This is a genomic window from Ignavibacteriales bacterium, from assembly GCA_016709155.1.
Taxonomy (GTDB): Bacteria; Bacteroidota; Ignavibacteria; order Ignavibacteriales; family Ignavibacteriaceae; genus JADJEI01.
This window is the reverse complement of sequence record JADJEI010000001.1, coordinates 775356-792420: the sequence shown is the minus strand read 5'-3', so window position 1 is coordinate 792420 and position 17065 is coordinate 775356. Positions and strand designations below refer to the sequence as shown.

Sequence of the window (17065 nt, the reverse complement as noted above, 5' to 3'; positions counted from 1 at the left end):
ATTAAAGTTTCAGGAAAAAAGATGAATCAGACAAAGCGATCTAAAGAAATTTCAAAAAATTTAATTAAAGACAAAGAATATACAATTGCTGAAGCGGTTAGTGTTCTTAAAAAAAGTTCAACAGTAAAATTTGTAGAATCCCTGGATTGTGCAATACGTCTTGGTGTTGATCCGCGTCATGCAGACCAGATGGTTCGTGGAACTGTCTCCCTACCTTACGGAACGGGCAAAACCATGAAAGTTTTAGTAATTGCAAAAGGCGCAAAGGTTCAAGAAGCTTTAGACGCTGGAGCAGATTTTGCAGGATTAGAAGATTATCTTGAGAAGATTAAAGGTGGATGGGCAGATATTGACGTTATCATTGCAACCCCCGATACTATGGGAGAACTTGGAAAACTTGGTAAAGTTTTGGGACCAAAAGGTCTTATGCCTAATCCTAAAAGTGGTACGGTAACAATGGATGTTGCAAAAGCAGTGAAAGAAGTCAAAGCCGGAAAAATAGAATTCCGTGTAGAAAAAGCCGGAATTGTCCACACATCACTCGGCAAATTAAATTTTGAAGAAGAAAAATTAGTAGAAAATACTAAAGCATTTTTAAATACTATTATAAAACTTAAACCTACTTCATCTAAAGGAGATTATATAAAAAGTCTGTTCTTATCTTCAACTATGGGACCAGGCTTAAAAATCGGCAAAGACGAAATAGCAGTACATTAGATTTTACGCACTAAACAATAAATAATAATCGCTTCTAAACCGACACAAAAAATAAATTAAGTGACGGAAGTAAAATGAATAAAACAGAAAAATCAGAAGTCATTTCCAATGTTGTGGAGATGATAAACAATTCCTCGGCAGTTTATGTCACTGATTATTCCGGAATTAACGTAGCAGATATCACCGGTATCCGAAACGAATTTAGGAAAGAAAAAGTCAGTTACTTCGTTGTAAAGAATACCTTTTTCAAAAGAGCAATTGATGAAACTGGTAAATACAGCAAACTTGCCAATCATTTAGCTGGAATGTCTGGTTATGCATTTGCAAATGCTGACCCAACTGCACCGGCGAAAATCATCAAAAAATATTTTGATACCACCCAAAAATTATCTTTAAAAGCCTGTTATATTGAAACCGAGTTTTATGATGGAAGTCGTTTAAACGAAATCGCTTCTCTTCCTTCTAAACCAGAAATTATAGCGGGTATTTTGAGTAGTTTGTCTTCACCTGCATCAGGTATTGTAGGCACCTTAAACGCTGTGATTAGAGATTTAATAAGTGTAGTTGATGAAATCTCTAAAAAACAAGCAGCATAATTTTGAAAAGAAACATAAGTAATAGGAGAAAAAAATGTCCGAAAAAATAACAGAAATCGTTGAAAAAATTAAAGGCTTATCTTTAGTTGAAGCTTCTGAATTGAAAAAAGCACTCGAAACAGAGTTTGGTGTTTCCGCATCAGCCCCCATGATGATGGCTGGTCCGGTGGCTGCCGCTTCTGCCCCTGTCGAAGAAAAAACTGAGTTTGATGTAGTTCTTATCTCCGCTGGGGAAAAGAAGATCAACGTTATAAAAGTTGTAAGAGCTCATACAGGTTTAGGCTTAAAAGAAGCTAAAGATTTAGTTGATACCGCACCTCAAAAAGTTAAAGAAGCCATCTCAAAAGATGAAGCCGAAAAGCTTAAAAAAGAATTCGAAGAAGCCGGCGCTACCGTAGAAGTTAAATAAGGCATTCGACTAAATTAATTTTGCCCTGGCAGCGAGTGATAGCGAAAATCATCGTTATCACTTTCTGTTTTTTTGTGTTTATACGATTTAAGATTCTAACGAACTAGAAATTATTTAAGAGGTCATCATTTGGTAAACGAACGCATATCCTTTGGAAAAATTCCTTCTGTACTAAAAGCACCAGACTTATTAGACATCCAGAAAGGAACTTTTGAAGATTTTATTCAGAATAATGTACCAGCAGCTAAAAGAGACATTAAAGGATTACAAAATGTCTTTTTGTCTAACTTTCCAATTTTCGACAATAAAGAAAATTACAGACTTGATTTTCTGGAATATTTCATCGAAAAACCACGCTTCTCTTTGGAAGAATGCCTTGAGAGAGGACTAACATTCGCCACACCACTTAAAGCAAAGCTTAGATTATCTGCAAAAGATCCCGAAACAGCGGAGTTTGTTAACAGCGTTGAGCAGGAAGTTTATTTAGGTAATCTTCCATTTATGACTAATAAGGGTACATTTGTCATCAATGGTGCTGAACGTGTAATTGTTTCGCAGCTTCATAGATCGCCCGGTGTTGCTTTTGCGCAGACAGTTCATCCCAACGGAACACCAATTTATTCTGCAAGGATTATTCCACTGAGAGGTAGTTGGGTCGAATTTGCAACTGACATAAATTCTGTACTCTATGTTTATATTGATAGACGCAAAAAATTCCCGGCAACTACTTTATTAAGAGCATTAGGTTTTGTTTCCGATGAAGAAATATTAAACTTATTCAACATTTATGAAGTTATAGATCTTAAAAAAGTCAACCCGGCAGATTATATCGGTAGATTTATTGCAAGCGATGTTTTTGATATGGCGACAGGTGAAATCTTTTTAACCAAGGAAAGTATATTAACCGAAGAAGATGTAGAAAGGCTTGGCGAGGCTGAAGTTGATAAACTAAAACTCATCCGAGAGGGGAACGTTCCGGAAGATGATTTAATATTAAACACACTCCGAAAAGATACCGCACATACAAAGGAAGAAGCTCTTTTTGCAATTTATAGACAACTTCGCACAGGTGAAGCCCCTGACGCAGAAACTGCAATAGCGTTAATTGATAAATTATTCTTCAACGACAAAAGATATGATCTTGGTGACGTTGGTCGTCATCGTATGAATGACAAATTAGGTCTAAGCCATCCTGAAACTATGACGGTTCTGACAATTGATGATATTGTTTCCATCATGTCTAATATAATAAAATTAAAAAATGGTGAAGAAGAGGTTGATGATATTGACCATCTTGGCAATAGAAGAATTAGAACAGTCGGCGAACAATTAGGTCAGCAGTTCAACATCGGAATGGCTCGAATGGCTCGTACAATTAAAGAAAGAATGAACCTTCGTGACACCGAACATTTTACTCCACAGGAATTAGTAAACGCCAGAACTATAAGCAGCGTCATAAATGCTTTCTTCGGTACAAATCAGCTTTCGCAATTCATGGATCAAACGAATCCTTTAGCCGAAATGACCCACAAAAGAAGAATGTCGGCATTAGGACCCGGAGGCTTGACAAGAGAGCGTGCAGGATTCGAAGTAAGAGATGTTCATTACACACATTATGGTCGCTTATGCCCGATTGAAACTCCTGAAGGACCAAATATTGGATTAATTTCTTCACTGACAATTTATGCAAGAGTAAATCGCTATGGATTTTTAGAGACTCCTTACAGAAAAGTGCATAAAGGAAAAGTTTCTAATGAAGTTGAATACTTAACAGCAGAACAAGAAGACCAATTTACAATAGCACAAGCAAATGCTCCATTGACCGAACAATCAAGGTTTGCAAACGAGCGTGTAAAATCAAGACTGAAAGGTGAATTCCCGGTTGCGACTCCAGAAAACATTCAGTATATGGATGTTGCTCCTGCACAAATCGTAAGTGCTGCAGCTGCTCTAATCCCCTTTCTCGAGCACGATGATGCTAACAGAGCCTTAATGGGATCAAACATGCAAAGACAGGCAGTTCCATTATTAATTCCGGAAGCTCCAATTGTTGGAACAGGAATGGAACGCAAATTGGCTCTGGATTCGAGAGCTGTATTAACATCTGAAGACGATGGTGTTGTTGAGTATGTAGATGCTAACAAAATAATAATCAAATATGATATTAATGCCAACAGCCTTGAAGCTCTGACAAGTTTTACCGATATAAGAAGAGCCACCTATAAATTGACTAAATTTAGCGGAACAAACCAGGAAACCTGCATCAATCAAAAACCAATCGTAAAGATCGGACAGAGAGTTCAAAAGGGAGATGTAATTGCTGACGGTGCGGCAACTGAGCATGGCGATTTAGCACTTGGTAGAAATGTGCTCGTTGCGTTTATGCCTTGGCGGGGTTATAATTTTGAAGATGCAATAATTATCAGCGAAAAAGTTGTTAGCCAGGATCTTTTTACTTCTATTCATATCGAAGAATTTGAATTACAAGTTAGAGAAACCAAACGCGGCGAGGAAGAATTAACAAGAGAAATTCCTAATGTAAGCGAAGAAGCTGTTAAAAATTTAGACGAATATGGAATTGTAAGGGAAGGGGCAGAAGTTAAAGAAGGTGATATACTGATTGGGAAAATCACACCAAAAGGTGAAACCGATCCTACTCCTGAAGAAAAACTGTTGAGAGCAATATTCGGTGATAAAGCTGGAGATGTTAAAGATGCTTCGCTCAAAGCACCTCCCGGATTACGCGGCACAGTCATCAAAACACGATTATTTAATCGTAAGAAAAGAGATGGCGATACCAAGAAAAATGAGAAGAAAGCTTTTGATGATTTAGACTTAAAACATTCCTCTTCGCTTTCCGAACATTATAAAAAATTAGTAGAAAAACTAACCAAACTTTGCGGTAGTGAGACAACTTCAGGAATCAGAGATCTGGATGGTAGTGTAGTCCTTCGAAATGGAACAACTATCAAAGAAAATACTTTTTCAGAAATGGATGATGTGACCAAACTTGATTACACATTAAACTGGTTTGATAGCAAGAAATTAAATAGTCATATCTCTGTTCTCTATAAAAATTATTTTGAAGCTCTTTCGGATATTGAGGAGGAATACAAAAAAGAAAAATTAAAAATCGCCAGTGGTGATGAACTTCCCCCAGGGATAGTTCAACTTGCAAAAGTTTATGTGGCCAAAAAGCGAAAGCTTTCTGTGGGTGATAAAATGGCTGGCAGACATGGAAATAAAGGTGTTGTCGCTAAAATTGTTCCGGCAGAAGACATGCCATTCTTGCCTGATGGAACTCATGTGGATATAATATTAAATCCTCTGGGTGTTCCTTCAAGAATGAACCTCGGACAACTTTATGAAACTGCACTTGGCTGGGCTGGAAAAGCACTCGGAGTTAAATTTTCAACTCCAATCTTCGATGGTGCTAAAGTTGAAGATGTTGAAGAGTGGCTTAAAAAAGCTTCACTTGAGTCAGGCAGCAAAACCGATCTTTATAATGGAAGAACCGGAGAAAAATTTCATCAAAAAGTAACATGCGGCTATATCTACATGCTTAAATTGAGCCACTTGGTAGATGATAAAATACATGCCCGTTCAATTGGACCATACTCACTAATAACTCAGCAGCCATTAGGCGGAAAAGCTCAGTTCGGCGGTCAGAGATTTGGTGAAATGGAAGTCTGGGCGCTGGAAGCTTATGGTGCTTCACATATATTACAAGAAATACTTACAATAAAAAGTGATGATGTAGTTGGAAGAGCAAAGGCTTATGAGTCCATTGTTAAAGGTGAAAATTTATTGGAACCTAACGTTCCTGAAGCCTTTAATGTAATGATTAAAGAACTCCAGGGATTAGGACTGGACATAAAAGTTAATGCGCACAATCCGAATCAAATTAGAAATTAGGAGTTAAAAAATGTCGTTTAGAATTCAAGAAAATGCAATGAAAGATATTCAGACACTGACAATTACTCTTGCCAGTCCCGACGATATACTTTCAAGATCCTATGGAGAAGTTACAAAACCCGAGACAATTAATTATAGATCTTTCAGACCGGAAAAAGATGGTTTATTCTGCGAAAAGATTTTTGGTCCAACACGAGATTGGGAATGCTACTGCGGTAAGTATAAAAGAATTAGATACAAAGGAATTATTTGCGATCGTTGCGGCGTTGAAGTAACACAAAAAAGTGTCCGCCGCGAAAGGATGGGGCATATTGGTCTTGCTGTTCCAATTGTTCATATATGGTTTTTCAGAACTCAACCATCAAAAATTGGAAATATTATCGGGCTTAGTCTCAAAGAATTAGAAAAGGTCGTTTATTACGAATCTTATATTGTGCTTAACCCCGGGCCTACAGGATTAAATAAAAAAGACTTAATATCTGAAGATCAATACTTCGAGGTGTTGAATTCTCTGCCGGCAGGAAATGAAAAGTTGAGCGATGAAGATCCTAATAAATTTGTTGCTCGAATCGGCGGTGATGCAGTTAAAGAGATTCTTAAAAAAATTGATATCGAAAAAGTGTCAAAAGAATTACGCGAGCAGGTAAAGGTAGAAGGCTCCCAACAGAAGAAACAGGATCTTTTAAAGCGCCTTCGTGTTCTTGAAGCTTTCAAAGAATCAGAGAACAAAGTCGCTAACCGACCGGAGTGGATGGTTATGAGTTACATCCCAATCATACCTCCGGAATTGCGTCCGCTTGTTCCTCTTGAAGGTGGAAGATTTGCCACGAGTGACTTGAATGATTTATATAGAAGAGTGATTATCAGAAATAATCGCTTAAAAAGATTGATTGATATCAAGGCGCCCGAAGTCATACTAAGAAATGAAAAAAGAATGCTTCAGGAATCAGTTGATGCATTGTTTGATAATTCAAGAAGAGGAAGTGCCGTACGAAGTGATAACAACCGTCCATTGAAATCATTAAGCGACATGCTCAAAGGTAAACAAGGTCGTTTTCGCCAAAATCTTCTTGGTAAAAGAGTTGATTATTCAGGCAGGTCGGTTATTGTGGTTGGTCCGGAATTGAAACTTCATCAGTGCGGGCTGCCTAAAGATATGGCAATAGAACTTTTCAAACCATTTGTGATCAGAAAATTAATTGAACGCGGGCATAACAAAACAGTTAAAAGTGCCCGTAAAGTTGTTGATAGAAAAGATCCAATAATCTGGGATGTACTCGCAAAGATCATCGAAGGGCACCCTGTACTTTTAAATAGAGCACCTACCTTGCATAGACTTGGAATTCAAGCATTTCAACCAATACTAATTGATGGTCGTGCAATTCAATTACATCCGATGGTATGTACAGCCTTCAACGCCGACTTTGATGGTGATCAAATGGCTGTTCACGTGCCCCTTTCATACGAGGCACAGCTCGAAGCTAATTTATTAATGCTCAGCAGCCATAATATTATGTCTCCCCAAAATGGAAGTCCAATTGTCGTTCCCACACAGGATATAGTATTGGGCTGCTATTACTTGACTAAACACAAAGATGGAGATAAGGGAGAAGGATTGACTTTTGGATCACCTGAAGAAGTTTTGATCGCCTATAATTCAAAAGTAATTGGACTGCATGCAAAAATTAAAGTTAGAATAGATGGACAGATTATAGAAACCACTACAGGAAAAATAATTTTTAATCAAATTGTACCCAAGGAAATGGGCTACTATAATCAGGTTCTCGTTAAAAAAACATTTGGTGGATTTATCGGAAAAATGTTTTTAAAATTGGGCAATAAAGTAACTGCGAAATTCCTGGATGATTTAAAAGAATTAGGGTTCAGATACTCAACAGCAGGGGGTCTATCAGTAAGTTACGCTGATATGATCATCCCTGAAGAAAAAGTATTGCTGATTACGAAAGCAAATAAAAAGGTAGAGGGAATATTAAATGAACACGAACAAGGCGTTATTACAGATGCTGAAAGATATAATAAAATTATAGATGTTTGGACGCATACAACTAACGATGTTGCCAAAGCTTTGATGGATAAAATCCGTTTTCACAATGGAGGATTCAATTCGTTGCACATGATGGTTGATTCAGGTGCAAGAGGTTCGCAAGAACAGGTTAGACAACTTGCAGGAATGCGTGGTCTTATGATGAAACCTCAAAAATCACTATCCGGACAAGCCGGAGAAATAATTGAGAACCCAATCGTTGCAAACTTTAAAGAAGGTCTTTCGGTACTCGAATATTTTATATCTACACATGGTGCGCGAAAAGGATTGGCAGATACAGCACTTAAAACCGCTGACGCAGGCTATCTGACACGAAGATTAGTTGATGTTGCTCAGGATGTAATTATAACTGAAGATGACTGCGGTACAATTTTGGGAATTGAGATTAAAGCTCTAAAAGATGTTGAACAGGAAAGAGAGCCGTTAGCAGAACGAGTAATTGGCAGAGTAACACAGGAAGATGTGTTTGATCCGCGAACTGATGAACTCATTGTCGAATCAGGGCAACTTATTACCGAATCAATTGCTGAAAAAATTGAAGATGCAAATCTTGATTCGGTTTATATTCGAACTGTACTTACTTGCGAATCTAGAAGAGGTGTTTGCGCAAAATGTTATGGTAGAAACCTTACGAATGCTAAGATGGTGGAGATAGGCGAGGCAGTTGGAATCGTAGCAGCGCAGTCCATTGGCGAACCAGGAACTCAGCTTACTTTGAGAACCTTCCACCTTGGCGGAACATCATCCAGAATTGCAAGCCAGTCACAAGTAGAATCAAATGTTGATGGTATAATTAAGTTTGATCGAATCAATTTTGTTGAGCGTGCAGATTATTTAGGCAAAACTAAAGTTGTTACAGGCAGAAGAGGTGCTATAGCTATTTACGATACTGATAACCGCCAACTCAAAAAATATGATGTCCCCTACGGTTCAGAGCTGATTGTTGATGAGGGGCAGAAGATTACGAAACGTCAAGCCCTATACAATCACGATCCATATAATTCGGTGATCTTAACCGATATTAGTGGACGGGTTAAATTTGTGGATCTTATTGAAGGCTCTACATTGCAGCAAGTAACTGATGAGCAGACCGGGCACGTTCAAAAAGTAGTAACTGAATCAAAGGATAAAAACCTTACCCCCAGCATTCTTATCGAAGATGGAGAAAATAAAAAACTATTTAATCTACCCATCCGCGCATATTTATCTGTCGAAGAAGGTGAAACAATACAAGCTGGAACAATACTAGCAAAAATTTCAAGACAGGCTTCTAAAACACGAGATATCACTGGCGGTCTCCCGAGAGTTACAGAATTATTTGAGGCAAGAAGTCCGCATGAGCCATCTGTTGTTTCAGAAATTGAAGGCATTGTAAAATTTGGCGCTAAGAAGAAAGGCTCCAGGGAAATTATTGTTACAGCACCTGATGGCTCGGATGAAAAGAAATATAACGTTGCGCTTGGTAAACATGTTTTAGTCCAGGAGGGGGATGAAATACCGGCAGGTGAAAAAATTACAGACGGTCCAATCAATCCTCATGACATTCTAAAGATTAAGGGAACAAGTGCAGTACAGGAATACTTAGTTAATGAAATACAGGATGTTTACAGATTGCAGGGCGTTAAAATAAATGATAAACATATTGAAGTAATTGTTAAACAAATGCTCCAAAAAATCGTAATCGTTTCTCCCGGCGACACTAGATTTTTGGAGGAAGACTTAGTGGATAGGAATTCCTTTATAGAAGAAAATGAGCGAATTATGTCTATGGTTGTTGTGGAAGATAAAAGCGACTCAAAATTAAAGAATGGACAGTTGGTGCTTAAATCCAAAATTAGAGAGATTAATAACGATTTAAAGAAGAAGGAAAAAGAACAGGCGAAATATCGTGATGCTGAGCCCGCAACATTCGAGCACTTGCTGCTTGGAATCACTTCAGCAGCGTTATCAACTGAAAGTTTTATTTCTGCAGCATCGTTTCAGGAAACCACAAAAGTTCTTGCTAACGCAGCCACTGAAGCTAAAGTGGATTATCTGTTAGGTCTGAAAGAAAATGTGGTCATGGGTCATTTAGTTCCGGCTGGAACAGGGTTGAAGAAGTACAGAAAAGTAATCCTAAAATCCGAAGAACTTGAACCAGTTCAGGAAACCGATGAACAATTAGAGGTTAAGATTTAATTTTTGTTCAATAAAAAATAATAAAATTAAAATATTTCATAGTTTTCTTGACATATTTTGTATCAAAGACTATATTTGAAGTCTGAATTTTTTTAATAACCAGAATCCAGGAGATTTTGTGCCCACAATAAGTCAGTTAGTTAGAAAAGGAAGAAAAACAATCCTTGCTAAAAAGAAAGCTCCGGCGCTTGATTCGTGTCCGCAGAAAAGAGGAGTGTGTACCAGGGTTTATACGACTACTCCGAAGAAACCAAATTCTGCACTTCGAAAAGTTGCAAGGGTGAGGTTGACCAATGGAATGGAAGTCACAGCTTATATTCCAGGTGAAGGTCACAACTTACAGGAGCACTCAATCGTTCTTATCAGAGGTGGTAGAGTGAAAGATCTCCCTGGTGTAAGATACCATATAATCAGGGGAACGCTTGATACAAGTGGTGTTGAAGATAGAAAAAAAAGCAGGTCAAAATACGGAGCTAAAAAACCTAAGGCTAAATAAGTATGAGAAAAAAAAGAGCTGAAAAAAGATTTATTAAACCTGATCCAAAATACAAAGACTTACTTGTGGCTAAATTTATTAATAGCCTAATGTATGACGGTAAAAAAGCGGCTGCTCGTAAATTAGTTTATGAGGCGTTTGCTCTTATTGAGGAAAGGACAAAAAAATCTGGAATGGAAACATTCAAAAAGGCGATTGGTAATATTCAGCCTATGATTGAAGTTAGAAGTCGTCGAGTTGGTGGCGCTACATACCAGGTCCCGTCAGAAGTAAGACCTGAAAGAAGAATTGCTTTAGCCTTAAGATGGGTAAGAACCTATTCAAGGTCTAGGGGAGAAAAATCCATGTCGGCTAAGTTAGCTTCTGAGTTAATCGCCGCATCAAACAATGATGGCTCTGCAGTAAAGAAAAAAGAAGACACTCACAAAATGGCTGAAGCGAATAAAGCTTTCGCTCATTTCAAATGGTAACAAAAAGTTGAATAAGAATTAGAATAGATAAACGTATAAATAAATGGCAAGAAAATTTAATATAGATAAAGTACGCAACATCGGAATTATGGCTCACATTGATGCCGGAAAAACCACTACAACTGAAAGAATCCTTTTTTATACCGGAAGAACTCATCGTATTGGGGAAGTTCACGATGGCGCTGCCACGATGGATTGGATGGAGCAGGAAAAAGAACGCGGTATCACTATTACTAGTGCTGCTACTACATGTTTATGGAAGGATCACCAGATAAACATAATTGATACACCAGGTCATGTCGACTTCACTGTTGAAGTTGAAAGATCATTACGAGTTTTAGATGGTGCTGTCGCATTATTCTGTGCTGTTGGTGGAGTTGAGCCCCAATCAGAAACTGTTTGGAGACAAGCTGATAAATATGGTGTCCCAAGAATAGCCTTTGTTAATAAAATGGATAGAACCGGTGCTGATTTTTACAATGCCGTACAAATGATGAAGGATAGACTCGGTGCTAATGCTGTTCCAGTTACGCTTCCAATTGGCGAAGGCGATCTTTTTGCTGGAGTTATAAATCTCATAACTCTTAAGGCAAGAATGTACACTGAAGATGCCTCCGGTTCAACCTTTGAAGATATTGAAATTCCACATGATCTTTTAGAGATCACTACCAAATACAGAACTCTAATGTTAGAAGCAGTTAGTGATGTTGATGATACTCTACTCGAAAAGTATTTGGAAGGAAAAGACATTAGTGCTGATGAAGTAAAAAAAGTTTTAAGAAGAGCAACAATTCAATCGAAAATTATTCCGGTTCTTTGCGGCTCTGCCTTTAAAAATAAAGGTGTACAAAAATTATTAGATTCAGTAATTGATTTTCTCCCATCTCCGATGGATAATCCCGCGATCGAAGCGCATCACATTGGTATCAAAGACATGGTGGAGAGAAAAATTAGCGATGATGAAAAATTTACGGCTCTGGCATTTAAAATAATGAATGATCCCTACGTTGGAAAGTTGACTTTTTTTAGAGTTTATTGTGGAACTCTTTCTTCCGGCTCTTATATTTTTAATTCTACAAGTGGCAAAAAAGAAAGAATCAGTCGGTTGATGCAGATGCATGCGAATCATCGCGAGGAAGTGGATGAAGTTAGGGCTGGTGATATCGCAGCTGCTGTCGGTTTAAAATTTACCCGAACCGGTGACACACTTTGTGATGAAAAAGATCCGGTTATCCTTGAAAAAATTATTTTCCCAGAGCCTGTAATCCAGATAGCTATCGAACCAAAAACTAAAGCTGATCAGGATAAACTTTCTGATGCACTTCAAAAGTTGTCTGATGAAGACCCTACTTTTAGAGTTAAGGTTGATGATGAAACCGGTCAAACTTTAATGAGTGGCATGGGCGAATTACATCTTGAAATCTTAGTTGATAGAATGAGAAGAGAATTCAAAGTTGAAGCAAATATCGGTAAACCACAAGTGGCATATCGAGAAACCATAACACAAACAGTGGATAGTGAAGGGAAGTTTATAAAACAATCTGGTGGTCGAGGAAAGTTTGGTCACGTTTGGGTTGAGCTTTCTCCAAATGAACCTGGTAAGGGCTATGAATTCACGAATGGAATTGTTGGCGGGGTGGTGCCTAAGGAATATATCCCGGCAGTTTCTGTTGGTATTCAAGAAGCAATGCGTAATGGTATTGTTGCAGGATTCCCCGTCGTAGATATTAAAGCAAAAATATTTGATGGTTCGTATCATGACGTAGATTCGGATGAGCTCTCTTTCAAAGTTGCCGGTTCAATTGCTTTTAAAGAAGGATCTAAAAAAGCAAGGCCTGTTCTTCTCGAACCAATGATGAGCGTTGAAGTAATCACGCCTGAAGAATATCTCGGTGATGTAATGGGTGATCTTAATTCCAGAAGAGGGAAGATCGAAGGATTTACAGCCAGAAAAGATGCTCAGGTGATCAAAGCAATAGTTCCACTTGCAGAGATGTTCGGCTACGCAACTATATTAAGATCGATGACACAAGGAAGAGCAATCTATTCAATGCAGTTTTCACATTATAATGAAGTTCCAAAATCAATTGCTGAAGAAATAGCTGAAAAATCTCTCGGTAAAAAATCAACTGCAACAACATAATTTTATTAATTAAGAAAAATCTAATTCATAAGGAGAAATGACAGATGGCTAAAGAAAAATTTGACAGAAGTAAGCCGCACGTTAACATCGGCACTATCGGTCACGTAGATCATGGTAAAACTACATTAACTGCTGCTATCACTATGGCTCTTTCAAGAAAAGGTTTATCAGCAATCAGATCATTTGATAGTATTGATAACGCACCTGAAGAAAGAGAAAGAGGAATTACTATTGCAACCGCTCATGTTGAATATTCAACCGCTAACAGACACTATGCTCACGTTGATTGTCCTGGTCACGCTGATTATGTGAAAAACATGATTACCGGTGCAGCGCAAATGGATGGGGCAATTCTTGTCGTGGCTGCTACTGATGGTCCTATGCCGCAGACAAGAGAGCATATTCTTTTGGCTCGTCAGGTCGGTGTACCAAAGATTGTTGTATTCTTAAATAAAGTAGATATGGTTGATGATCCGGAATTGATTGAGCTTGTTGAAGAAGAATTGAGAGATCTGTTAAAAAAATATGAATTTCCTGGTGACGATATCCCAATCATTAAAGGTTCAGCGCTTCGTGCATTAGAAGCTGGATCAGATCCGGCAGTTCCTATTACTGATGAAAGATTCAATTGTATTTGGCAGCTTATGGATGCAGTTGACTCTTACATTCCCGTTCCTGAAAGAAGCACGGATAAACCGTTCTTAATGCCGGTTGAAGATGTTTTTTCAATCACTGGCCGCGGTACAGTAGCTACTGGAAGAGTTGAAAGAGGACAGGTAAAAATTCAGGAAGAGGTTGAACTTATTGGTTTAGGACTTCACAAAAAAACAGTTGTTACCGGTATCGAAATGTTTAGGAAAGAACTTGATTCTGCTATGGCTGGTGATAATGCTGGAATTTTATTAAGAGGTGTTGATAAAAATGAAATCGAAAGAGGAATGGTACTTGCAAAAACGGGTTCCATAACTCCTCATATGAAATTTGAAGGTGAAGTTTACATTCTTTCTAAAGATGAAGGTGGAAGACACACGCCATTTTTTAATGGATACAGACCACAGTTTTATTTTAGAACAACCGATGTAACTGGAGTTGCTACTTTACCTGAAGGAACAGAAATGGTTATGCCGGGAGATAACATCAGATTATCAATTGATTTGATTTCTCCTATTGCTATGGAAGAGAAATTAAGATTTGCTATTCGTGAAGGTGGTAGAACTGTTGGTGCTGGTGTTGTAACAAAGATAATTGAATAAATAAATTATGCACAATTAGGGAGCCTCGTCTCCCTTTTGTGTGTTTAATACTTAAAAGGAGATACTTTAGTGGCAGGTCAAAAAATTAGAATTAAGTTAAAATCTTACGATCACATTCTAATTGATAAATCAACTGAAAAGATTATCAAGACAGTAAGAAGTACAGGAGCAGTTGTATCTGGGCCTATACCATTGCCAACTAAAAGAACAGTTTATACTGTGTTAAGATCTCCCCATGTTGATAAAAAATCGCGTGAACAATTCGAAACTCGCGCTCATAAAAGAATTATTGATATTCATAATTCTAATAACAAAACTGTTGACTCCCTCAGTAAATTAGATATACCTGCTGGCGTTGACATTGAGATAAAGCTTTAACGAAACTGGAGCAATGATGCTTGGCTTAATTGGTAAAAAAATAGGAATGACAAGTGTATTTAGCACTAATGGTGAACTCATACCGGTAACCATTGTGCAAGCAGGACCTTGTAAAGTTGTTTCGATTCGTACAAAAGAAAAAGACGGATATGAGGCGCTTCAATTAGGATTTGCTGAAAAAAAAGAAAAAAATATAACTAAACCTTTACTCGGTCATTTTAAGAAAAATAATGTGTCGGCAACAGCATTCTTAAAGGAGTTCAAAGGTTACGCAATTAAAGATTTCAAACCGGGTGATGAAATAAAGAGCGATATTTTTCTGTTGGCGAAAAGATTAAGGTACGCGGTAGAACAAAAGGAAAAGGCTTCCAAGGTGTAATGAGAAGGCATGGTTTTGGCGGAGTTGGCGGTACTACTCATGGTCAAAGTGATCGTCTTCGTGCCCCCGGGTCAATAGGTGCAAGTTCTTATCCTTCAAGAGTTTTTAAAGGTCAACGAATGGCCGGACGTATGGGATTTACTAACGTAACAATTGCTAATTTACAGATTGTTAGAATAATGCCTGAAGAAAATTTATTATTAATTCGTGGTGCAGTTCCGGGCGCAATCAACTCAATTGTTGAATTGATAAAGAAGTAATGGAAAAAAAATGAATTTAGATATTTACAAAATAGACGGTTCGGTTACCGGCGAAAAAATTGAATTAGCTGATGATATATTTGGCATTCAACCAAATGATCATGCAATCTATCTTTCTGTTAAATCATACTTAGCCAATCAAAGACAGGGTACTCACAAGTCTAAAGAAAGAGGAGAAGTGAGCGGCGGCGGTAAAAAACCATGGAAGCAAAAAGGCAGGGGTGGTGCAAGAGCAGGTACCACACGATCACCACTATGGGTTGGTGGAGGAACTATTTTCGGACCTCGACCACGAGATTATAGAGAGGATATTCCCAAAAAAGTTAAAAAATTGGCACGCAGATCGGCATTAAGTTATAAAGTAAAAGACGAGCAATTAATTATTGTCGAAGATTTCAATTTTGAAAATCCAAAAACTAAAGAATTTGCAAAAATGCTTAGTGCATTGAAGGTTGGTGGCAAAAAGGTATTATTATTGACTAAAGAAAACATGGAAACCATCTATAAGTCAGGCCGTAATATTGCGAAAGTTCGGGTACTCGAGGCTGCAAAAGCTTCTACCTATGACATTCTCAACAATCAAGTACTTGTACTTCAGAAAGGTGCCGTTGAGACGATAACGAATTCTTTTCAAACCAGGAAGGAGGGGGTAAACTAAGATGCGTCAGATTTTAATAAGACCTCTGATAACTGAAAAAATGACAAACCTAACTGCGGATAAAGGTATCTATGGATTTATGGTTTCACCTGCAGCAAATAAAATAGAAATTGCAAAAGAGATCGAAAAAAAATTCCAAGTGCATGTTGAATCAGTTAGAACTGTTAATCATCCCGGTAAGTTAAAAACTCAGTTTAGAAAAAGCGGAAGATTTTCTGGGAAGACTTCTGCAACAAAAAAAGCATATATCACTCTTAAGAAGGGTGAAACAATTGAATTATTCGAGCAAGTTTAAAGCGGTAATTAAGGTTAAAAAATGGCTATAATTAAATTAAAACCAAATACTCCTGGTACAAGATTTAGATCAGATTTTTCATTTGAGGAGATTACAAAATCAACACCTGAAAAGTCACTTACCAAAGCTATTAAAAAAAGCGGCGGTAGAAATAATCACGGTAGAGTAACAGCAAGACATATCGGCGGTGGACATAAACAGAGATATCGAATAATAGATTTTAAAAGAGATAAATCTGGAATTCCAGCAACAGTACATTCAATAGAGTATGATCCTAATAGAACATGCCGGATAGCCTTGCTGCACTACGTTGATGGTGAAAAAAGATATATTTTAGCTCCTGAAGGATTACAGGTAGGTACCAAAGTTATTTCTGGAGTCGGAAGCGATATTACAGTTGGCAATGCTTTACCATTGAGCGATATGCCTTTAGGCAGTTTTGTTCATAATGTTGAAATCAAACCTGGCAAAGGTGGTCAGCTCGGTCGAAGTGCAGGTTCATCCTTACAGGTCCTTTCAAAGGATGGTGATTATGCACAGTTAAAAATGCCTTCTGGCGAAGTTCGAATGATAAGACTAAATTGCATGGCTACCTACGGGATAGTTGGAAATTCTGAAAAAGAAAACATAAGTTTGGGAAAAGCCGGTAGAAGCCGATGGATGGGAATTAGACCTCATGTTAGAGGTGTAGCAATGAACCCGGTCGATCATCCGATGGGTGGTGGTGAAGGTAAAACATCAGGCGGCGGTCATCCTGTTTCACCGTGGGGTCAAAAAGCTAAAGGGCTTAAAACCCGTAAACATAAAAAGAGTTCGAATAAATTCATTATTAAAAGACGTAAAAAATAGAGTA

Annotated in this window: 13 protein-coding genes and 1 pseudogene; all 14 read left to right on the top strand. The window is 37.9% G+C overall.

From position 1 onward, the window contains the following. Window positions 1-21: 21 nt before the first annotated feature. Window positions 22-717, top strand: coding sequence for a 50S ribosomal protein L1 (locus tag IPH11_04040; protein ID MBK6912868.1), 696 nt, complete (start codon window positions 22-24; stop codon window positions 715-717). A gap of 74 nt (window positions 718-791) precedes the next feature. Then, entirely contained in the window at window positions 792-1313 is a 522-nt protein-coding gene (locus tag IPH11_04035) for a 50S ribosomal protein L10 (GenBank protein ID MBK6912867.1), read from the top strand. A 34-nt stretch (window positions 1314-1347) separates the two neighbouring features. Then, window positions 1348-1722 (top strand): 50S ribosomal protein L7/L12, encoded by a 375-nt coding sequence (rplL, locus tag IPH11_04030; GenBank protein ID MBK6912866.1) that lies wholly within the window; start codon window positions 1348-1350, stop codon window positions 1720-1722. A gap of 129 nt (window positions 1723-1851) precedes the next feature. Next, entirely contained in the window at window positions 1852-5637 is a 3786-nt protein-coding gene (gene rpoB, locus IPH11_04025) for a DNA-directed RNA polymerase subunit beta (GenBank protein ID MBK6912865.1), read from the top strand. 10 nt (window positions 5638-5647) lie between these two features. Further along, window positions 5648-9880 carry a DNA-directed RNA polymerase subunit beta' gene (gene rpoC, locus IPH11_04020; protein ID MBK6912864.1) on the top strand — a complete coding sequence of 1411 codons (4233 nt, stop codon included), beginning with the start codon at window positions 5648-5650 and terminating at the stop codon, window positions 9878-9880. Window positions 9881-9998: 118 nt separating this feature from the next. Then, a complete protein-coding gene (locus tag IPH11_04015) occupies window positions 9999-10376 on the top strand; it encodes a 30S ribosomal protein S12 (protein ID MBK6912863.1) in 378 nt (125 codons plus the stop codon). A gap of 2 nt (window positions 10377-10378) precedes the next feature. After that, a complete protein-coding gene (rpsG, locus tag IPH11_04010) occupies window positions 10379-10846 on the top strand; it encodes a 30S ribosomal protein S7 (protein ID MBK6912862.1) in 468 nt (155 codons plus the stop codon). Window positions 10847-10889: 43 nt separating this feature from the next. Beyond that, window positions 10890-12989 carry an elongation factor G gene (fusA, locus tag IPH11_04005; GenBank protein ID MBK6912861.1) on the top strand — a complete coding sequence of 700 codons (2100 nt, stop codon included), beginning with the start codon at window positions 10890-10892 and terminating at the stop codon, window positions 12987-12989. 44 nt (window positions 12990-13033) lie between these two features. Continuing rightward, window positions 13034-14242, top strand: a complete 1209-nt coding sequence (gene tuf / locus IPH11_04000; GenBank protein MBK6912860.1) for an elongation factor Tu — start codon at window positions 13034-13036, stop codon at window positions 14240-14242. Window positions 14243-14311: 69 nt separating this feature from the next. Next, on the top strand, window positions 14312-14620 hold the full coding sequence (rpsJ, locus tag IPH11_03995) for a 30S ribosomal protein S10 (GenBank protein ID MBK6912859.1): 309 nt from the start codon (window positions 14312-14314) through the stop codon (window positions 14618-14620). A 13-nt stretch (window positions 14621-14633) separates the two neighbouring features. Then, a pseudogene (gene rplC / locus IPH11_03990) lies at window positions 14634-15259 on the top strand (50S ribosomal protein L3). A 10-nt stretch (window positions 15260-15269) separates the two neighbouring features. Then, complete coding sequence (gene rplD / locus IPH11_03985; GenBank protein MBK6912858.1) at window positions 15270-15917, top strand: 50S ribosomal protein L4; 648 nt, start codon at window positions 15270-15272, stop codon at window positions 15915-15917. A 1-nt stretch (window position 15918) separates the two neighbouring features. Beyond that, entirely contained in the window at window positions 15919-16212 is a 294-nt protein-coding gene (gene rplW / locus IPH11_03980; GenBank protein ID MBK6912857.1) for a 50S ribosomal protein L23, read from the top strand. A 21-nt stretch (window positions 16213-16233) separates the two neighbouring features. Continuing rightward, complete coding sequence (gene rplB / locus IPH11_03975; GenBank protein MBK6912856.1) at window positions 16234-17061, top strand: 50S ribosomal protein L2; 828 nt, start codon at window positions 16234-16236, stop codon at window positions 17059-17061. The last annotated feature ends 4 nt before the right edge of the window (window positions 17062-17065 follow it).